Origin of the sequence: Sulfurimonas marina (assembly GCF_014905095.1) — a bacterium.
GTDB lineage: Bacteria > Campylobacterota > Campylobacteria > Campylobacterales > Sulfurimonadaceae > Sulfurimonas > Sulfurimonas marina.
This window is the reverse complement of the sequence record NZ_CP041165.1, coordinates 941,525-962,958: the sequence shown is the minus strand read 5'-3', so window position 1 is coordinate 962,958 and position 21,434 is coordinate 941,525. Positions and strand designations below refer to the sequence as shown.

Here is a 21,434-nt window from a genome sequence, read left to right as displayed (position 1 = left end):
TACTCTTAAAAGTTACTAATCTTTTACACTTCTCCAACCACCGCCAAGTGCTTTGTAAAGTGTCGCTTCTTCAATTAAAAGTTCAGATCTTGTCGTTACATACGCCAGTTGTGAATTTAAAAGTAAGTTTTGTGCAATAAGTACATCAAGGTAACTAGTTGTTCCGATTGCATACTTTTTCTTCGCAACTCTGTACGCTTCATCATACGCAGCAACTTCCTGTTCCATAGACTCTTTCTTTGATTGCATAGCTTTAATAGACTGCAGGGAATCAAACACCTCTTTATAAGCATTTTTTACCGTTTTACCGTACTCTATTAAGGCTGCTTTTTGTTCTGCATCCGTAACCTTTACAGAAGCTGATATCCTTCCAAAATCAAATAGAGGCATATACAAGCTAGGCCCGATCCCCCATACCTGAGAGTTACTGTTTGCAAGGTTACTTACCTTCTGGCTTTGAAAACCGTAACTACCCGTGATTGAAAGGTTTGGAAAATATGCAGCTTTGGCAACACCGATCAGTGCCGTTTTTGCTTTTAGATTCTCCTCCGCTATTTTTACATCTGGACGATTTTGTAAAAGATTTGTCGGCAATGTTGTCGGAATTTTAACAAACTCCGGCAACTCTGTTTTAGTATCTATAAAGCCCTCAAAGATCTCTTTAGGTGAACGCCCTAGTAAGATAACCAATGAACTTTGAATCTTCACCTTTGTAACGTTTAAAGCATCTATCGTAGTTCTTACAGAAGCTGCCTCAGCCTTTGACTGAGCAAGTGTGAGTGAATCTATAACACCGTACTTATACTGTTTTTCTCTGTAAGCAAGAGACTCTTCATAGTTTTTGAGACTCTCCTGTGCAATTTTTAGTTGCTCCTCTACAGCTACAAGATTAAAATAGTAAGTAGCAACATCAGTAATGAGAGAGATGCGAAGAGATTCTTTATTTGCATCTACTGCCAAAAAATTTGCCAGATTCGCATCTCTTTGATTGGAATTTTTTCCCCAGAAATCGAACTCATAAGACATACTGGCACTCATACTGAAGTCATTGTACAAACCTCCGAAAAATCCAGGGTATGCGTTTACACTTCTTTTTTGTCTCAAGGCTGAACCGCTAAGATCCAACTGCGGATAAAGATCAGCATCGCTAATGTCATACTGTGCGCGTGCTTTTTGAACGTTAGCCACCGCAAGTTTTAGATCATCATTGTTTTTCAGTGCTTCTGCGATCAATAAGTTTAGCTTTTGATCATTAAAAGTTTTGAACCACTCCTCATTTACATTTATCTCTTTTTGTGCAGCCGGAAGCTGCATCTGCGGTTTTTTATACTCAGGAGCCAATGAACATGCCGAAAAGAATAAAACCGAGGCACTAAGAGCCAGTAAAACTTTAGTTTTCATCTGAGTCTCCTTTATTAAAAAATTTATTTTTTACACTCATAATGAGATAGTAAAAAAGCGGTACGAAAAAGATACCGATTAAAGTCAGTATCACCATACCGCCAACTACCGTTGTCCCTATAATATGACGACTGTTCGCTCCTGCACCGATGCTAAGAGCCAACGGCAGTGTCCCCATAATAAATGCAAACGATGTCATAACAATAGGTCTAAAACGCACTTTTGCCCCATCAATCGTTGCTTCTAAAAGAGTATAGCCGCTGCGCAGACGCTGCATAGCAAACTCTACCATAAGAATAGCATTCTTTGCCGCAAGCCCGACAAGGGTAATGAGTCCTACCTGAAAGTAGATATCACTCTCGAGTCCTCGCAGCCATAGTCCTAAAACAGCTCCAAAGAATGCAAAAGGTACAGCCAAAATAACGGCAAACGGAATGCTCCAGCTCTCATAAAGTGCTGCCAGGATTAAAAATACAAAGATGATTGCATACACAAACGCAAGGTTTGTAGTACCTGCTAATTTTTTCTCCTGATACGAAGTCCCTGCCCAGCTTATACTATACCCCTCAGGAAGTACATTTTTAGCAACCTCTTCGATAGCTTTTAGCGCATCACCGGAACTATATCCAGGTTTAGCCGTCCCTGAGATTTTTGCCGAGTCAAACATATTAAAGCGCTGAATGATACTCGGTCCCACTATACGCTTGATCTCCACCATTTCACTAATAGGTATTAGTGCCCCGCCGATCGCTTTTACAAAAACATTTTTATAGTCTTCAATCCCTTCGCGGTACTCACTTTTAGCTTGGATATTAACATGGTAAGTACGTCCAAAAAGGTTAAAATCGTTTACATACTTTTGCCCAAAATTCGCCTGCAGAGTCGTATATATGTCAGAGACACTTACACCGAGTGCTTTTGCTTTTTCCTCATCAACCGTTATCATATACTGAGGTACATTTGTGTTGAGTGTCGTTCTAACCCCCATAAGTTCAGCACGAGCATTCGCCTGTTTTATAATCTCTTGAACATAACCGTTAAGCGTTGTAAGCTCGCCGCCCGTTCTATCTTGGATATACATCTCAAATCCGCCCGTTGTACTCATACCGCGAATCGGCGGTGGTGTTACTACAAATAAAAATGCTTCTTTGTTTTGTGAGAACTGCCCCATATATTTTCCGGCAATCGCCTGAGCTGAAGATCCAGGATCTTTTCTCTCACCCCAGTCCGTTAGATGCACAAAAGAGATCGCAGAATCTGTTTTATATGCAAAAGTTGTAATATCAAGACCTGAAAGTCCCGCCGACTTTGTAACTTGAGGATCATCTAAGAGCTGTTTGCTCACTTCATCCGTTACAGCTTTTGTACGTTGTAATGAAGTACCCGGCATCATATTTTGAATAACCATAATAGTTCCCTGATCCTCATTTGGAACAAGCCCTGTAGGCAGACGCAGCATGATCATATACGCTGCACCTATCATCACAAAGAAAAGGAGAATATTGAGCACACTATAGCGTAAAACACGCTGAACACCTGAGGTAAAACTCTCAGTTGCTTTTTCAAAGAACTCGTTAAATTTACGGATAGGCCAAAACGGTGTCGACTCTTCATGTTTTAAGAAAAGTGCACATAGCGACGGCGTTAATGTTAAAGCGATAATCCCAGAAATCATTACCGAAATTACAATCGTAATAGCAAACTGCTGATATAGCTTTCCACTAAAACCACCCATAAATGCAGCAGGGATAAATACCGCCGAGAGTACAAGTACAATAGCAATTACAGGCCCTGTTATCTCCTGCATCGCTTTTGTCGTAGCCTCTTTAACACTAAGATGTTTATTCTCTTTTAAGATCCTCTCAACATTCTCAATAACAACAATGGCATCATCAACAACCAAACCGATCGCAAGTGTGAGTCCAAAAAGTGTCAGCAAGTTGATCGAAAAATCCATCGCATAAAAACCTGCAAATGTCCCGATGATCGAAACTGGAATAGCAAGAACTGGAATAATTGTCGCTCTAAAATTTCCTAAAAACAAGTATATGATAGCTACAACCAAAATAATCGAGAGAATCAGCGTAAAGATCACCTCTTCGATCGACTGCTCAACAAACTCAGTCGGATCGTAAGGTACACTAATCTTTATATCTTCAGGGAAGTTTTGAGAAAGCTCCTCCAAAGTTTTATCGAGTGCTTCTGAAACCTCTAAAGCGTTTGCACCAGGTGCGAGAAAAACTCCCATAGGCATCATAGGCTCTTTATTAAAAGTCGCCTGGAAATAATACGATTCAGAGCCCAGTTCTACGTTTGAGACATCTTTGAGTCTTAAAGCTGAACCGTCAGGGTTTGAGCGTAAAATAATGTTTGAAAACTGTTCAGGAGACTGCAGGCGTCCTTGTGCACGTACCGTATATGTATATACGGGGTGAGAGTTTATAGGCTCTTGTCCCAGTTGTCCAGCAGCATATTGGTTGTTTTGACTCTTAATAGCATTTACTACATCTGTAATAGTTAAGTTATAGTTTGCCAGTTTATCGGGGTCTATCCATACACGAATAGCATAATCTTTACTTCCGAAGATATAAGCATCCCCTACTCCAGGTATACGTTTAATATCATCTAAAACATTTACAAGTACATAGTTAGAGATATAAATAGTATCGTGCTTTTCTCCTTCAGATGTAAAAGCCAAAACTTTTAACATATCAGGTGAGCGTTTTCTTACACTTACCCCTTGATCGCGTACCGATTGAGGCAGCTTAGAGATTGCTAACTGCACACGGTTGTTTACATCAACATTTGCCTGATCAGGGTCTGTTCCGATCTTAAAAAGGACACTTAGAGTAACGATACCGCTCGGCGAAGCCGTTGAAGTCATGTAGATCATATTATCTACACCATTTACAGCCTCTTCTAAAGGTGCTGCAACTGTTTTAGAGAGTGTCTGTGCATCTGCTCCCGGATAAACGGCTTGAACATTTATCTGAACAGGCACAACACTCGGATACGCTTGAACCGGTAATGATTTTATAGAGATAAAACCGGCAATTATTATCACTATCGATAAAACTGCCGAGAATATCGGTCTATTTATAAAAAATTTAGAAAACATTATTTTTCCTGAGCATTAATTGTTTTATCTATGCTAACTGGAGTGTTAGGCTTGATTCTAAAAAAGTTGTTTACAATCACAACATCTTTTGGCTGTACACCTGAAACTATAAACTTGTCACCTGATGCTTCAATAATTTTTACAGGTCTTACAGCTACCTTTCCATCAACTACTACAAATACGATAGTCCCTAAAGGGTTTTGAAGCACCGATTTTTGAGGAACAAAAAGCACATTTTTTGAAACTACACCTATAAGTTTTAGCTTTGCAAATTCACCTGCTACAAGTTTTGCATCTTTGTTTTTAAACACTGCACGTGCTTTAAGTGTTGACGTTGCATTGTCCACACGCGTATCTATAAAGTCTATACGCCCGTTTTCTTCATACTCTTTACCGTCAATCACAAGTACAGCCTGAAGTTTTGCTTTTTGCAATTCCTTCCAAGAGCCGTTAGCTAAAGAATATTTTTGTTTGAGCTTACTAATTTCAGGGATAGAAAATTCGGCATATATAGGATCTGTTTGTGTTAGTTTTACCAGCGCTGTCCCAACAGTTACATAATCACCCTCATCAACCATTCTCATCCCTGTAACGCCGCTTATCGTTGCACGTACATTTGTATAGTTTAGATTCACCTGCACTTTTTGCAGCTCTGCATGTGCAGCGTCAACATTTGCCTTTGCTGAGAGATAAGCAAAATATGCTGTATCTTTATCCTGCTCGCTAATCGCTTTTTCACTGTATAGTCCCTCTGCACGCTCCCAATCTTTTTGCGCTTTTTCAAATTGAACAGTTGCTACATTTAAATCTGCTTTTTTACTTGCAACTTCTGCTTCATAGATATCAGGCTCAATTTTATACATAGGTGTACCTTTAGAGACTAAAGAGCCCTCTGTGTAGAGTTGTTTCTCTAACACACCCGATACCCTTGCAGTAATAGTTACATCTTTTGCAGATGTTATACGAGAGGGATACTCTAACGATACGGGAGCCTCTTTCGCCTTCTTTACTACATATACATCCACTTTAGGTGCCGCTGCAGCAGGATTTGTTGTCTCTTTTGCAGTAAGTGCAGTTGTAAATAACAAACTCACTGCTAAAGATATTTTTGTTAATTGATACTTCATTCTTAGTTTCCTCTCTCTATCTCTAATTCAATATTTTTACTCTCTTGTAAAATAGTGTTTAACACTTTAAAATAAACCTCTAACTCTTTTTCAGTTATCTTCTGTTTTAATCCTTCATTGTACTGAAATGCTATCTTGTTGGCACCAGCTAAAATCTCTTTTGCCTCAGGAGTTAATGAAACTCTGTTAGCTCGTTTATCTATATAACACTCTTCTCTCTTTAAAAGACCTTTTTTGATGAGTGATTCTATAGAACGCCCTACCGTTGTTTTATCTTTACCTAAGAGCTCGGCAATTTTAGTTTGCGAAATCTCCTGTTCCTCGTTAATAATTTTCAAAGTTGCAAACTGCTCTGCTGCAATACCAAACCTTGGTTGAATTAACTTCGTAAAACTTGTTTTTAAAATTGTAGCTACCAAGTTTGTTTGGTAGCCTATAGAAGTTTCTAAACTATAAGACATCACTACTCCAAAATAAACATATTTCAAAATAGTAGCATATGCAACTTTAATAAAAATTAAGAATTTGTTGCATACACCACTTTAAGTATATTGTTAGTATTTATTGCCTACCATACGCCCTCAATATTAAAAAATGTTATAATAACAGAATCAGAAGTAATTTTAGGAGGCAGAAGTGTCAAGACCAACACCAAAAAACAATGAGATCTCATTTGGTGAAAATGAAATTATTGTTTCAAAAACTGATCCTAAAGGGATTATCACTTACGGTAATGAGATATTTATCCGTATGAGTGGATATCAAGAGGAAGAACTTTTAGGTAAACCTCATAATATTTTGAGACATCCGGATATGCCTCGCGCTATTTTCAAGCTTTTATGGAATACCATTCAGGATAAAGAGGAATTAAATGCTTATGTGAAGAACTTATGTAAAGACGGTTCTTATTACTGGGTTTTAGCAAACGTAACACCTTCGTATGATAAAAATGACAAGATTATAGGTTATTTCTCAGTTCGTAGAAAACCTTCAAAATCAGCTATAGAGTTTATTTCGAAACTCTATACAGAGATGCTTCAAATTGAAAAAAGTAACGGTGTAGAAGCATCATATAAGTACTTAACAGATTTACTAGAAAAAAAAGGAATGAACTATGAAGAATTTATCCTCTCTATCTAAGATCCATTACGCAAATATCGCCATTTTAATAACTGTTTTTGCGACAACTGCGATTACGTCGTTTATGTATGAATTTCATTTCTTAACAATGACATTTAATCTGTTAAATATCTTTTTAGCAATTTTTATCTTTTTCTACTTAAATAAAGTGGAAAAATCTCTTCACCATACTCAAGAGATTTTTGAAAATGGATTAGCAGGTGATTTTGAGATCCGTGTTACTAACATAGATGAAAAAGGTATTCTCGGTAAGCTTGCATGGGATGTAAACTATTTTATGGATCAATTAGAGGTATTTGTAAGAGAAGTTAATACGGCCATCGATTATGCTTCAAAAAACAAATATTTTAGAAGAGTTGATGCAAACGGTTTAAATTACACTTTTCATAAAACTGCAGATAAGATCAATGCAGCAATTGACGCAATGGAACAAGAGTTTACTCTGCAAAAAGAGAAAAACTTTGCTTCAGAGCTTGGTAAAACCGGTAAACCTTTAAATGTAAGCTTTGGTATGATCCAAAGCCAGCTTGCAGAAGGTGTACAACAATTAAATGAAACTGCTGAAAAAGCTGATGAAACTGCAATTGCATCAAACCAAAGTATCGATGAAGCGAATGAAATAATTACAAAACTCTCTACACTTACAGAATCTATAGAAAATAACAACCATGCCGTAGATTCACTTCAAAGCAGAGCAAATGAAATTGGTGAAGTTGTAAACCTTATTAAAGATATTGCCGAACAAACAAACCTTCTTTCTCTTAATGCTGCTATTGAAGCTGCTCGTGCCGGTGAGCATGGACGTGGATTTGCAGTTGTTGCCGATGAAGTAAGAAAACTTGCGGAGCGAACACAAAAAGCAACAAGTGAGATTAGTATCTCCATTCAAACACTACAGCAAGAAACCGGTTCTATATCTGAAGCTGCTGATGTTATGAGTGTAGTATCTGATGAAGCTACACAAATGATCGAAAGTTTCAAAAGCGTTCTGGACAACTTTAACCTTAATGCCAACTCAATGAAACAAGGTTCTCAAGATCTAGAAAGTAATCTAATGGTAATTCTTGTTAAAATCGATCATATTCTCTTTAAATCTGATGCATTTAGCAATGTTATTTCACATAAGGGACCAAAAGGTCTTCGTGAACATAGTTCATGCCGTTTAACACATTGGAAAGCGGAAGATGCTAAATCGAAATTCGGTCCTACCACATCTGCCTTTTCAAAACTCCAAGCCTTACATAAAACTGTACACGAAGCTGCGAATAGAGCTGCAGAAATTGCAGAAAGTGGCTATAATGAGAACAACAATTCTGCAATTATTGACGAGTTTGTTAAAATGGAAAATTCAAGTGAAACTCTCTTTAATATTCTTGATCAGATGCTTCTTGAATACAAAAATAATAGTGCACAAACAAAGTAACTATTTTTAAAGTGACTCTCTAGTCACTTTAACTCTCCCCATACCCTTTTTGAATTTGTGCTCTTTTCGTTAACATCTGCACACTTTGTGTAATATCTTTACTCGCTATATGATAATGCTCATGCAGCTGTTCTAAAGACTCATCTATCTTCTTAGAGATAACTTCACTTAACTCATCTAAGTTTTTCTTCATCTCATATACCTTCTGATCTTTTGTTTCAAGAAGTTCTAAAGAGATATTAGAGAGTTGTGATTGGGCTTTTACATAATCTGATTTAATCGCTTCTATATCGCTTATTAACCCCTCTATATTTTTATATACATCGTTAAACACCATCTGTTTTTGCTGAAAATCAGCCATTTTATTAGCCATTAGAGAGATCTGCTGTAGAAGAAGTTCACTTTGAGAACGTATGTTCGAGAGAATAGCATCATCTTCACTTAAAGATGTTTTTATCCCCTCACTGTGTGTTCTTAATAAATTGATCTGTGATTCATATGACTTTGTAACACCTGAGAGTTGTGAAAGCGTCTGTTGAATAATGGAGTTTGCAATCTCATGGGAGATATTTTGTAACCCCTCTAAAGTTTTCTTCACCTCTTGGATATTTTGAACAAAGTTGGTTTTGTTCTCTTTATCCTGCTCAATTATAGACTTCAGGTTATTATAGTGTTCCTGCTCCGCTACGCGTAAAATATCTATATGTTTATGCACTACACGATCAAGCTCAGGTAATTGTACTTCACTAAAATATTTATACTCTTTTTTTACATCGCCAAGTGAATTCTCCACATCTCCGAACATATCGACAAACTTCATCTGATTGGACTGAATCTTATCAAGAGCGACAAGGTCTTTTTTAAACTTTTCAATATTTTGTGCCTGAATCTCTCTATCTTCCTGTTGTGCGAGAGTCATCCTTTTTTCGAGTTCTAGTATAAAGGACTTTAACTCTGAGAGTTCACTTCCCAAAACCTTTATAAAATTCTCCTGGTTTTTAGCTACTGCAGATTGTTGAGTCTGATGCATAATATTCATAATTACAAAAAGTACCAAAGAGACTAATAATGGGAAAAGCGACTCTCGAAAGAGTTTAAATGTATCTATGTTATCGGGAGCTGTAATGATATGTAATATAGTAGCTATAAAGCCTATGGAGAGCATTAAGGGGGCGTAATTTATTTTATTTGGTTGTTTCAGGATATAAACTTGTCGTAAAAAGAGTAAAGCCATAAAACCAAAACTTACTAAAAAATCTGTAGATAACATAATAAGCCTTACAGTGTTGTATTGTGTAAGTTATTCTATCATAATTTTTTATAAAACTATAGATGCCACCTCTTGGGGTATTTTTGCAATAACATTATGTGTACCAAAACTCGAAAATCCCCATGCTGCAAATATAGCATCGATTTGTGCATTTGTGGCAGCTTCCATATCTTTAGAGTTATCTCCAACCATCCAGGCACGATCCCTCTTGTTCATATAGTTATAGTTCTCTAAAATATGGTGTAACATATCTGGATGCGGCTTTGATTTTTTCACCTTGTCTGCACCGATAATTACATCAAAAAGCTCTTTCACTTTTAACGACTCCAACATTGTTTGTGCAAAAATTGTGGGTGCATTTGTGGCAACAGAGAGTTTAATGTCGTTTGCTTTTAGGTCATGCAACAGCTCTTCAACTCCCTCATAAAGATATGGATTTTGGATACACTGCTCTTTATAGTGCTTCTCAAAGATCACACGATCGCGTTCTTCGTAAAGCTCTGTATTATAAAACATCTTTGCCAAGTTTCGCTCATGAGCATTGATAGCATCTACAACAAATGCTTCACTAAGCGGTTCAAGAGAGTGGTTGAGTTCCCGAACATAATTAATTGAGATAGTAATATCTTTTTTAGAATCTATTAGAGTCCCGTCCATATCGAAAATAACTATTTTTTGCATTGTATTTTTACTCTATTTCATCTTCTCGTAGATCTCTAAAAGTGCTTCTACAAATAGGTCGCTGTCGTTTAAACATTTTGCAACTCTATACTCTTTAAAGCCTAACTCTTCAGCGATCTCTCTATACTCAATATCAAGCTCAAAGTCAGTCTCAGAATTGTCGATCGTAAAAGCGATAGGAAAGATGATGACACCGCGATTACGAACAGTTCTAAGTTTATCTTCAAGTGAAGGCTCCAACCATTTCATAGGCCCAACTTTTGACTGGTATGCGAGATGTACTTCATGAAAATCCATCCCCTCATTTGCCATCATCTCTTTTAAAATAGAAACGTGTCTGTTTACATGTTTTTCATATACATCACCAGCATCTACGATCTTTTGAGGAAGTCCATGTGCCGAGAAAATAATGTCAAAATCTTTGTAGTCATCAGAACCTACACTCTCTTTGATCTTCTCTAAAACCGCTTGGTTGTATTTTTCACTTTCAAAGTAATGTTTGATCTCAACTACTAGTGCATCACCTTCGCTGTCATGATAAGTCTCTTCAAAATCTTCTAAAGATGACTTTGTTGTAGTTGTCGAGTATTGCGGATACATAGGGATAAGATAGATCTTATCCACATCCTCTTTATTTAAGCGCTCAATCACTTCATCTGCAAATGGCGGTGTATAGCGCATTACAAAATCTACGATTACACTTTCACCAAGCTTCTCTTGAAGTTTATTAACAAGATTTTTTGTATGTCCCACAATCGGAGATTTTCCACCGAGTTCTCTATATATCTCTTGAGAACTCTCTGTTCTTGTAAAGGTGATCATCCCGCCTACAAACTTTCTCAGCAGATCGCTCTTCATTGTTAAAATATTTTTATCATTAAACATGTTTTTTAAAAAAACTTCAACCTCTTCAAGGTTATTAGGTCCGCCCATGTTCAGTAATAATAATGCTTCTTTTTTCATCTCTTTCCTAATCGATATATACTGCCAGCCAAACTACGACTTTTTTGGTCTTTAGCAGCTTATGTTCCGTATTTGCAGGGATAAACAAGCTACTGCCTTTTGTAAGCTTATGAACAGTACCGTTCATCTCTAACTTTGCACACCCTTGCAGAACAATTACCCACTCATCTTTTTCACTTAAAAACTTTTGTTCAGTTTTTAACGTATTACTAATTATTCGACTAATTTTAACATTTTTATGTTCAAGTAGCGTTGTAAAATCTTCACTATCTAACTCCGGCAGAGAATAATCAAAAAATTCACTACTCATCTTTTACCCGCAAACTTACCTCATACATAAACTGTTGTAGAGGAAGCATATCTTCATAAATCTTATAAAGCGTATCAATAAATTTCTCACCATCTTCGATCAAGTGTGGATTAAGCGTTTTATATGTTGCCATCCCTTTATATAAAGAGAGTTCTACATTCTCCATCTCTTTATCAAAACCTCTTGGATAACGTTTGTACCCTTTCTCAATTATACTGTACCCTTTCGCAGTAATTGTCTCTAAGATCTCGGCTAATTTTTCTCTTTTACTATCATCTTTGATGTACTCGCGATAGGCATCTAACATCGGCTTTTCAAACCATCTTACACCAACCGCTACAAAAAGTTCATCGGGTGAAAAATGGAGATAAAAAGATGAGCTCTGTAAGCGTTTGGCACGACCCTGCCAAAAGATGATACCGATACGGTGTTTAATAGGAAGTTTATTTGCTCCCATACGTCTTGTATCGCGATAAATTCTAAAAAGGGATTGATTAATTTTGGGTGCGAAATTGATTGTAGGCTCTAAGGCCATAAGGTGTTCACCCATCTCCTCTACAAAAGCACGAGAGGGCTCAAGAATGAGGTTTGTGTACTCATCTTTATGAGCCTCAAACCACTCCTTGTTATTGTTTTGTCGAATAGACTCTAAAAACTCTAATGTCTTTTCGCTAAAGCCATTAAATTCCAAAGAATCTCCTATGCAACTTTTCTGTTTCTAAACGCAAGTGCAATTACGATAAAGATGATCGCATACGTAACCGGTACAAAATCAGGAATAGGAACCGGATCACCTTTAGCATATGAGTGCATACCCGCTAAGTAATAGTTTACTCCGAAATATGTCATAAGAACTGATGTAAATGCTAAAAGAGAGATAACACTGTAGTTAAACTCATTGTAGATAGACTTAATAAATCTTAAGTGCACTACAACCGCATATACTAAAATAGTTACAAGTGCCCAAGTCTCTTTTGGATCCCAGCCCCAGTAACGTCCCCACGACTCATTTGCCCAAACACCGCCAAGGAAGTTTCCAACAGTTAGTGTCGCAAGACCGATCATTAAACTCATCTCATTGATCGCATTTAATTCTTTGATAGAAAGAGATATCTGTCTCTCATTCGATTCTGTTTTAAAGATAAAGAGTAACAGCGTAATAAACCCAAGCAATGCCCCAAGACCTAAGAAACCGTAAGAACCTGTAATCATAGATACGTGGATACTTAACCAGTAAGAGTTAAGTACAGGTACCAAGTTTGTTACTTGCGGATTCATCCAGTTTAAGTGCGCTACAAAAAGGATAAGACCCGTCAGTATCGAAGTTGAAGCAAGTGTAATCGGTGAACGCTTAGAGAATATAAACCCTGCAAGAACCGTAGCCCAACCGATGTAAATCATAGACTCATATCCGTTTGACCAAGGAGCGTGTCCTGAGATATACCAGCGAAGTCCTAAACCTATTGTATGTGCAATAAAGAACACTATTAATAGATATAAAGAACCTTTTGCAACAATATCCATTTTAAATGTCGGTTTAACAATCTTGATAAAACTAAGGATTAGAAGTACAAACCCCATTACAAGATAAAGTGGATACAATCTCTCAAAGATATTTGCATGGTTGTAAAAAACTTCAGCTTTTACACTATTCTCACTCGGATATACAGCCGCACCGTATTTCTTTTGAAAATCTGCAATATGTTTTAAAGCAGTATCAGAATCTTTCCAGTCACCGCTTTGTGTTGAACGATCAAGTGCCGTGAAATAATCAAATGCTAAAGTTTTGATCATAAAACCGTATTCAGGAGAGAGTGTCTCTAACGCTTCGATCGTAGCTAGCCATTTATTGTTCGCATCATCCGGTTTTGGCCAAATTTTAATAAGAGAACCAGTAAAGACCATATATACAACATTTACTTTCTCATCAATCTCTAATGCTTTTTTATCTAACTTGTTTCTATCTTTAGGTGCTTTTCTTGCAGCTTCATCAACAATTTCAGCAAGTTTATATCCGCGCATATTTTCTGCATCATGGAAAAACTGAGAAAACGATACATATTTTGCATTTGACGCAGCACCGATAATTTCATTTACTTTCGGATCACCTGTGCGGATCAGTTTTATATCTCTATAAATATCTGGTCTGATCATCATCCCTACAATCACTTGGTTTGCAGTTAATGTATCACTCCCTACTTTTAATGTTGCACTTCTGTGAACCTTTGCTAAAACCTCTGTTGAGAGTGTATCTAACGGCTTCATACGCCCTTGTGTATCTTGAACGATCAACTCTCCAAACTTATCTGCATGTGCCTTGTCAAAAGCAAGAATAGTCTTGATTGCAGGTTCTACATCTGCTTTTGCAGTTGTTGCAAAACCAAATACCAGCATACCTGCCATAAATGCCGGAACCAGTTGACACTCAGCCGCTTTTTTCGCTTTTGATGCAAGTTTTGCAAATCTGTTTTGTTTAGAGAAAAGTGACCAGAACATTCCAAGAGCAAGTAAAAAGTACCCAATATATGTAGGCAGTGTTCCCGGATCATGATTTACAGATAAAACCGTTCCTTTTTCATCACGGTCATAAGATGCTTGGAAAAATCTATATCCTTGATAATCTAAAACATGGTTCATATAGATTCTATACGGCATATCTACTCCATTTTCCTTATCTACTAGCTGTACTTCACTTGCATACGATGCCGGTGACATTGAGCCAGGGTATCTGTCAAGTTGGAAATCTTTTAGTGTAATGCTAAACGGTACAGGGATCTCTTTTGCACCGTAACGCAGACTTACATCTATACCCTCAAGGTTAACGTGTTCAACAACACCCTCTACACCTTTTCTTCCGTAAAGTAAAACCTCTTTATTTTTATCCCCTACACTCACATTAAAACGGAGTACGTCAAGTCCTGCCATTTTTGCTTTTGCATTTGGATCACTTACAATCTTTTTCATAGCTTTCGGTAAGAACTGTCTTAAAACAAAACTTCCTAAATCTGTACTGTATAGAACTCTTTGATTGAATATCTCGTTCTCGCTTGCAGCGAGTTCCCCTTTAGCACGGTCTGCCATTCTAAAGTAAGAGAGTTTCATCTCATGGTTCATATACAATGTACCATCTTTTACAAAGATACCGATTGTAGGTTTATTAAACTTTTGTCCACTTGTAAAATCAAGTACAAAGTTACCCGCATCGTAGTAACTTCCTTCTGTTAAGGCAACTTTTTTCCCTTGTCCGCCGCCTGTGATCATTAGATTTAACATAGGCTTGCCGTTTGGATCTTCTACAATAGACTCGATCGCATCAGGGATATATTCAACAAGTTTTACGTCAACATTTTTTCCGTTAACTTCTAAACTGCTGTTTAGATGATTCTCTGCTCTTTTTGAGAGATAAACTTTTTGAGTAGATGAAACAGATGTACTCTCTTGCTGTGCAGTTACATCAAAATAGATCTCAGAAGAGAGTATTGAGCTTGAAGTTAAGCCTTCACGAATATGCATACTACCTTCAAAACCTACAAAACGAGTAATCGCAGCACCAAGCAAGATCACGAAAAATGCAGAGTGAAAAATAAAGATAGGTGCTTTTTTAACACTAAACATTCTGTAGTTAATCATGTTGAGCAGAAGATTAAATGCCAGTAAGCCAAGCAGTAACTCAAACCACTTAGCATTATATATTTCAGCCTTTGCTGTCATAGTTCCAAAATCATTTTCTATAATCGTTGCATAACCGATAGAAAATGCGAAAATTAACATCAGAACTGCCATGGTTTTCATGGAGCCCATGAACGATAAAATCTGTTTCATGTTTTTATCCTTTTAAAAAAGTTATTCTAATAAAGTAAAGATAACGGATGGTAGCAAAATGGCTTTTCGTAAGCCTATCTTGCTTTTTGTGGAGAGAAGTCTATGCTTTTAATCTGGATTTCTGCTTCGTCAGCTTTTTTTGCCTGAACTTTTTTCATAAGATCTACAGGTCTGTCTTGTTTAAAAAACTCTTTTTTTACAACATTTCCGTTCTTGTCATACCATTTTTGGTATCCCTCTTTATAGTTGTTTTTATAAGTAACCTCACTATAAAGTTTCCCCTCTTGCGTATACTCTTTTTGTACACCCTCTTTTTTATTGTGTTTGTAAGTTACCGTAAGTGCCAGTTGACCATTGTCAAAGTACTCTTTTTGCACCCCCTCTTTTAAATCATTTACATATTTTACCTGATGTTTTATCTGACCATTTACATAGTAAGCTTTCTCTACACCTTCCATCTTTCCATGATCGTAAAACATCTCAGCAAGTAAACGTCCCTCTTTATCAAACCAACTCAGTTTACCGTCTCTTTTTCCATCAATATAGTTTACACTGTAAGCAAGCGGTCCCTCTTCATAGTATATCTTTTCAATTCCATCTTTAATGCCTTCTCTTGTCTCAGTGCGTGTACCGTCTTTATAGTTCGTCTCCGCTTTGAGTCCACCTGATTCAAAATAACTTTTTACCAATTCTGCAGAAGCTACACTGCTTAAACTAGATACAAATAGTAATGCACTCAAATATTTATTCATTATTTTTTCCTTGATTGTTTCGTAATGGAGATTTTATTCTAATAAAAATATATAAACATATACTCTTATTAAAATAAAAACTACCCCAAGAAAGGGATAGTTTTAAGAGAGTGGATTATTTCCACCCGTCTTTTACAACTTTAGCAGATTTGTCGTATGGATATTTCTCTACTAACTGTTTAACAGAAAGTTTTTGATCTCCACCTCTCATAAAGTGTGCTAATGTTACTGAAGCCCAGTAATCATTTTCATACTCAGTATCTTTAAGTTGCATTGGAACACCTTTGTCATTAACTGTGTGACATGCAGCACAAGTTACAGGACCAGCATATTCACCATCTGGTGAGTATTGGAGTGCTTGTTCGTGTGTAGTTACGTCAACAGAACGCTCTTTACCGTCGTATCTTGTAGAGTAAAGTCCGTGTGTAGACTCGTGACAAGTTTGACATGCGATATCTCCGTGTGCTTTAGAGTATCTGTATAAAGAGTATTTGTTCGGTAAATCGATTGGGAAGTATTTACCACCAGTATCTTGCTCAACAAACGGTGCCATGTGACAGTCCGCACAGTGAGGCTCAGATGCTGCTAACCACCAGTCATTACCACCAGAAGCTGCGATATAAGGAACATCTCCACCCTCTGGATGATTCCAAGGTTTAAGATCTAGTTTACCGTCTTTACCAGCATTTTTCACTAAAGTAGCTGATTTATGCTCAGTATAGTATTTTAATACTTCATTATCACCAGTTGATTTAGGGTCAGCATAAGAAGCAAATTTTTTCGCATCACCGCCAGCGATAGCATCGATCATCTCTTTAAGAGATTTGTTTCTTAGAGTTTTACCCTCTTGTTTAGAGTCGTTTGTTAAATTGTCATAGTTTTGGAACCCTTGAGCAACTTTTGTATGACAGTTTGTACAGTATAGACCTCTTAACTCACCAGCATCTTTACCATGCTCATCTTTAAGTGCAACATTTTTATATTGCCATTTACCGTAGTCATTTAAGAAGAACGGAGGTTTAGCATTTGGATTAGAGTGAGCGTCACGACGTACATAACATCCACCACCAGATTTTCTAATATCACCTTTAGAGAAACGACCTTCACCATATCTGTCTGTTACTCTAAATGGATTAGAGTCATCATTCATATTAGGGTTTTGGAAGTGTGTAGGGTGACAAGATTGACACGCTTGTGAACGACCAGCACCATCAGGCATTGGAACCATAGCTAAGTGGAACCCGTGGATAGCTTCAGAAAGTGGCTTAGCTTTAACAGCTTTATAACCAGTTGCAGTTGGACGAGGCTCTTGTAAGTTACCAGAAACGTTATCACCGTGACAGTCTGTACAGTTTACCATACCAGTCTTACCAAGTCTGTTACCAGAAGCTTTTGAGTTATAATCACTTAAGAATGTAGTACCGTGGTGAGCATCGTGAAGTCCAAGGATATTGATACTTGCTTCAGAAAGTCTCGCCATATATTCACTCTCATCAGGATAACCTTTCCAGTAGTTATACTCAGCATCAGATTGTGTAATACCTTCATCTCTTGCCATTTGAGCAGCTTTACCGTTTCTTGAGTGACAAGCGTAACAGTTAGGAATATCAACAGGGTTGGTACCGAAGTAAGTTACATCTGTACCGTCAGTATTTTTAATACCTTTACCAGTTCTATCGTGCATCTCTACAGTAGAGTATTGGAACGGTTGGAAATCTTTTTCAGTTACAGAACGGATTGTACCTCTTCTTGTAGAATCGTTAAATGCAGTTAAAGGAAGACCTAATGCATCCCAAAGATGTGAAGCAGTTAAAACAAGCTTAACATTTTTAACAGGTGGAACAAGTGTGTCAGTCATAACAACATTACCACCATCTTTACCTGCATACTCTAGGTAACCGCCAGACATTGGCATACCTGAAGGACCGGCATCAATATTTACAGGGATCTGCATACCTACACGTAAACGATCTTTATCTGTAGCACCTGCTGGAATAGTACCTTCTAAATCTTTATAGATAAAAAGGTGTGTCCAAACATAGTTTGCAACGTTATCGCCGGCAGAATCTAAGTGACCATCCATGTCAGCATCTTTTGGCACGTTCCAATATCTCATTTTATTACCCTCACTATAAGAGTTATCTTTAGTGTAGTAATATAATTTAACATCATCATCCGGACTTAAAAGTTTTGGTAACTTTCCAGCCTTTCCTGATGAAATAGCTTGTGCTTGAATTGAGTTGTATGGTGGAATCACACAACAATAATCCATAGCAAAACCAACACAGTGCATACCAAGTTCGTAGTTAACGAATACATTGTAGTCGTTTTTTGGTTCATAACCAACCGTTTTCTTGCCATTTGCATCAACTTCTGTGTACTTCTTTAGCTTATTGAGTTTGAACGGTGGGTTCTTGTCATAAGCCATAGCAGTAGTCGCAGTCATTGACATAAATGCAACAGACGCAGCTAGAGATACTAATAATTTTTTATTATTCATTCTCTCTTTTCTCCCCTTTAATAAAATTCACATTAAGTATTACATTTAATTATTTAATTGAACTTTAAAAAAGTAAGATTTTCTTATATATCACATTTTTCTTTATCACAAAAACTTCTGTGTGATATTTATGTGATAAGCAGTTAACTACAAGTTATAACTTGTATTTAAAAAACTAATAAAAACAATGAAAAAGTACTCTAATATAGAGCTATTTCAACTATTTAAAATACTAAATAAACAAACAAAAAAAGTATATATTTTTATAGAGAAAAGAGAAGAAAGTAAGAAGTATTTATTATATTAATCGTTACAAACGTACTGTTTTTTTTCAGAATTCCATTTAAAACGGTTAGCAACTTTTTGGAATGCTTTAAGTACAATCGTTTCATGTGTATCGTGAGAATAGATCACTATCGGAGTATGGTAATATCTGTTATAAGACTCGATTGGATGCAATAACATCTCTTTCCACGTGATCTCAATTTTTCCATCATACGGTTCAAATGCAAGTTCTGAGATAACCTCTTTATTTGACTCTTTGCATTTAAAATGGCAAACAATAGAAGCACTATCAATTTTTACATAGTCGAGAAGCAAAAGGATTTTATCATGTATTATCGGCATCACAATTCTCCATCTGTTTTTTGAGATATTAGCAAATGTTATTCCATATTAATATTTTGACAATTTAATTTCAAAAGTTTTATTATCACCGTCTAAAAATGAGACATCCCCGCCGTGTGCCTGAGCAATCTGTTTTGAAAGGACTAAACCTAATCCGTTTCCTTTTAGTTTCGTGCTTTTAAAAGCTTCAAAAAGGTTCTCTTCATCACTAATAGCTACACCACTGTCACTGATATGAAATGTGTGATAATTCTCATCTTCGATATACTTAATCTCTATGACACCCTCATCATTATCATCCTCTTCGATTGCATCGATTGCATTAACGATAAAGTTTGAAAAAAGCATCTCTAAAAGGTCTTTGTCCCCATTTATCATAAAGTCATTTTGAGGATATATAAAATTGATCTCTTTAGAGTGATCATAATATTCTAAAGATGTATCCATAGCATCTTTTAACTCACTAAAATAAAAGCTCTCTTTTTTTGCATCTACCCCTTTTGAGAACATCAAAGTAGCTTTTATGATTCTATCGATTCTATGAACAGACTTTTGTATCTCTTCCACTATTGGAATGTTTTCCGGGATTACCCTTTTTTTGAGTGTTGAACTCATAAGCGAGATCGCACCGATCGGGTTTCTAATCTCGTGAGAAAGATGTGCAGCCATCTGCCCCATAGTTGCAAGATTCTCTTTTCTTTTTTGTTCGGTAATATCAGTAGCACTAAGCATCATCTTGTCTTTGTAAGTTGAGCTCTTTACAATGTATGAACGGTTTTCAAACTGGATCTCGTAATCATCCTCTTGATACTCGATAAGCTTTAAGAGACTCCATAGCTCTCTTGCTTTAGAGTTTTGTAGAAATACGGTATTATCATCATTTAATATCCAGATAGCATTAGGGAGAAACTCAACAACCTTCTCTACCGTATTTTGCAGGTGTGTATAAGACTCTTTAAGTTCTGTAAACTCTTTTTCAACCTTATAGGTTTGCTCTATCAGTAAGTTTAGTTCTTCTACCGTAATACTCTCAGACATTAGATATTAAACCCTACCAAGATATTATACAGCTCATAGGCATCATCACTTCCAGCCATCTCACGAATAGAGTGCATTCCCCAAGTTGGGAGTCCTATATCGATTGTCTCTATACCTATTTTTGTAGCGGTAATCGGTCCTATCGTTGAGCCACATCCAAGGTCACTGCGTGTAACAAATGTTTGTGTTTGTGCTTCAAGACGTTTTGCATTTGCTAAGAATGTAGAGATAGTTGTAGAGTTTGAAGCATATCTCTGGTTTGCATTTATTTTAATTACGATCCCGTCATTAATATACGGTGCATGGTTTGGTTCATGTTTACTCGGATAATTCGGATGTATAGCATGAGCATTATCGGCACTAATCATCATAGAGCTTCTTGCCATTGCTACATAGTCGTCAAAATCAGTAAACATTCTCTTGAGAGTCGATTCTAAAAAGCTTCCCCCTGCCCCACTTGTTGAATCACTTCCAACCTCTTCATGATCGTTTGCAACAAAAAGCATAGGTTTATCGTTAGGAATAGAGCAAATGCTAAGCATCCCAACATAACATGAAAGGAGGTTATCAAGCCTTGCACTTGCTATAAACTCATCTTCTACTCCGATATAAGAAGCGTTTTGCGTGTCGTATAAACTTAGCTCATGCGCATAAAGCTCTTCAACATCTTTGATCCCCATTTTAGCTAGTTCATTTTTGATAAAGATCTCAAAATCAAAATCTTCATTGCAACTAATAACAGGCGAAATATCAGTTTGTCTGTTAATAGTTCTGTCCTGATTTGCTTTATCATCTAGATGAATAGCTAATGAGGGGATCATAGCGATCGATTTATCAATATTAATAAGGGCACTTTTTACCGCTTTAGAGCTATCACTGTAGTTGACACGACCTGCAAGTCCAAGGTTACGATCAAACCAAGGGTTTAAAAGTAATCCTCCATAAGGCTCCACTGCGAACTTGACAATCCCATGCTCTTTTACAACAGGATTTGGTTTGAGTTTTAGATTTGGCGAGTCTGTGTGTGAGCCTACCATCAAGTACTCTTTTGAGTTTTTCGGATATGTAAAAGCTATGATCGAAGAATCGTTTCTTGTCACAAAGTATTTTTCTCCTGCTTCTAAGTTCCACTTCTCTTTTTCATTAAGTTCTATAAAACCGGCGTTTGAAAACATTCCCGCCATATTTTGTGTAGCATGAAACGGTGTCGGCGAAGCGTCTAAAAACCCTAAAAGTCCTTCATTAAAATCTTGTTTTGTCAT

General features: G+C 36.8%; 17 protein-coding genes. 2 read left to right on the top strand and 15 right to left on the bottom strand.

Annotation, left to right across the window (positions count from 1 at the left end; translation table 11 throughout):
• Positions 1-15 precede the first annotated feature (15 nt).
• The 4 genes from FJR03_RS05015 to FJR03_RS05000 are packed head-to-tail and all read right to left on the bottom strand — an operon-like array spanning position 16 to position 6,107.
• Positions 16-1,401 (bottom strand): efflux transporter outer membrane subunit, encoded by a 1,386-nt coding sequence (locus FJR03_RS05015; RefSeq protein ID WP_193114551.1) that lies wholly within the window; start codon positions 1,399-1,401, stop codon positions 16-18.
• The gene (locus FJR03_RS05010) at positions 1,391-4,519 is read right to left on the bottom strand and encodes an efflux RND transporter permease subunit (protein ID WP_193114550.1); all 3,129 of its coding nucleotides are present in this window, start codon (positions 4,517-4,519) and stop codon (positions 1,391-1,393) included. Before FJR03_RS05010 ends, FJR03_RS05015 begins: the two co-directional genes overlap by 11 nt.
• On the bottom strand, positions 4,519-5,646 hold the full coding sequence (locus tag FJR03_RS05005; RefSeq protein ID WP_193114549.1) for an efflux RND transporter periplasmic adaptor subunit: 1,128 nt from the start codon (positions 5,644-5,646) through the stop codon (positions 4,519-4,521). Before FJR03_RS05005 ends, FJR03_RS05010 begins: the two co-directional genes overlap by 1 nt.
• Positions 5,647-5,648: 2 nt before the next feature.
• Positions 5,649-6,107, bottom strand: a complete 459-nt coding sequence (locus tag FJR03_RS05000) for a MarR family winged helix-turn-helix transcriptional regulator (RefSeq protein ID WP_193114548.1) — start codon at positions 6,105-6,107, stop codon at positions 5,649-5,651.
• Positions 6,108-6,282: 175 nt separating this feature from the next.
• Between FJR03_RS05000 and FJR03_RS04995 the strand changes: the two genes are divergently transcribed.
• Positions 6,283-6,786, top strand: coding sequence for a PAS domain-containing protein (locus tag FJR03_RS04995; RefSeq protein WP_193114547.1), 504 nt, complete (start codon positions 6,283-6,285; stop codon positions 6,784-6,786).
• Positions 6,761-8,209, top strand: coding sequence for a methyl-accepting chemotaxis protein (locus tag FJR03_RS11835; RefSeq protein ID WP_430739132.1), 1,449 nt, complete (start codon positions 6,761-6,763; stop codon positions 8,207-8,209). Before FJR03_RS04995 ends, FJR03_RS11835 begins: the two co-directional genes overlap by 26 nt.
• Before the next feature lie 28 nt (positions 8,210-8,237).
• On the opposite strand, the gene FJR03_RS04985 is transcribed toward FJR03_RS11835, so the two are convergent.
• From FJR03_RS04985 to FJR03_RS04935, 11 genes are all read right to left on the bottom strand, one after another.
• Complete coding sequence (locus FJR03_RS04985) at positions 8,238-9,479, bottom strand: coiled-coil domain-containing protein (protein WP_193114546.1); 1,242 nt, start codon at positions 9,477-9,479, stop codon at positions 8,238-8,240.
• Between the two features lie 48 nt (positions 9,480-9,527).
• Positions 9,528-10,160, bottom strand: a complete 633-nt coding sequence (locus FJR03_RS04980) for an HAD family hydrolase (protein ID WP_193114545.1) — start codon at positions 10,158-10,160, stop codon at positions 9,528-9,530.
• Positions 10,161-10,172: 12 nt separating this feature from the next.
• Positions 10,173-11,123, bottom strand: a complete 951-nt coding sequence (hemH, locus tag FJR03_RS04975) for a ferrochelatase (RefSeq protein WP_193114544.1) — start codon at positions 11,121-11,123, stop codon at positions 10,173-10,175.
• A gap of 7 nt (positions 11,124-11,130) precedes the next feature.
• Positions 11,131-11,433, bottom strand: coding sequence for a cupin domain-containing protein (locus FJR03_RS04970; protein WP_193114543.1), 303 nt, complete (start codon positions 11,431-11,433; stop codon positions 11,131-11,133).
• Positions 11,426-12,124, bottom strand: a complete 699-nt coding sequence (locus FJR03_RS04965) for a DUF2461 domain-containing protein (protein ID WP_193114542.1) — start codon at positions 12,122-12,124, stop codon at positions 11,426-11,428. Before FJR03_RS04965 ends, FJR03_RS04970 begins: the two co-directional genes overlap by 8 nt.
• An 8-nt stretch (positions 12,125-12,132) precedes the next feature.
• Positions 12,133-15,255, bottom strand: a complete 3,123-nt coding sequence (locus FJR03_RS04960) for a cytochrome c biogenesis protein (RefSeq protein ID WP_193114541.1) — start codon at positions 15,253-15,255, stop codon at positions 12,133-12,135.
• 74 nt (positions 15,256-15,329) lie between these two features.
• A complete protein-coding gene (locus FJR03_RS04955) occupies positions 15,330-16,007 on the bottom strand; it encodes a toxin-antitoxin system YwqK family antitoxin (protein ID WP_193114540.1) in 678 nt (225 codons plus the stop codon).
• 115 nt (positions 16,008-16,122) lie between these two features.
• Positions 16,123-18,507: a hypothetical protein gene (locus FJR03_RS04950; protein WP_226962184.1), complete on the bottom strand. Its 2,385-nt coding sequence runs from the start codon at positions 18,505-18,507 to the stop codon at positions 16,123-16,125.
• 303 nt (positions 18,508-18,810) lie between these two features.
• Positions 18,811-19,134: a hypothetical protein gene (locus FJR03_RS04945; RefSeq protein WP_226962183.1), complete on the bottom strand. Its 324-nt coding sequence runs from the start codon at positions 19,132-19,134 to the stop codon at positions 18,811-18,813.
• A 48-nt stretch (positions 19,135-19,182) separates the two neighbouring features.
• Positions 19,183-20,172: a sensor histidine kinase gene (locus tag FJR03_RS04940; RefSeq protein WP_193114539.1), complete on the bottom strand. Its 990-nt coding sequence runs from the start codon at positions 20,170-20,172 to the stop codon at positions 19,183-19,185.
• A complete protein-coding gene (locus FJR03_RS04935) occupies positions 20,172-21,434 on the bottom strand; it encodes a M18 family aminopeptidase (RefSeq protein ID WP_193114538.1) in 1,263 nt (420 codons plus the stop codon). The genes FJR03_RS04940 and FJR03_RS04935 overlap by 1 nt, the downstream gene beginning before the upstream one ends.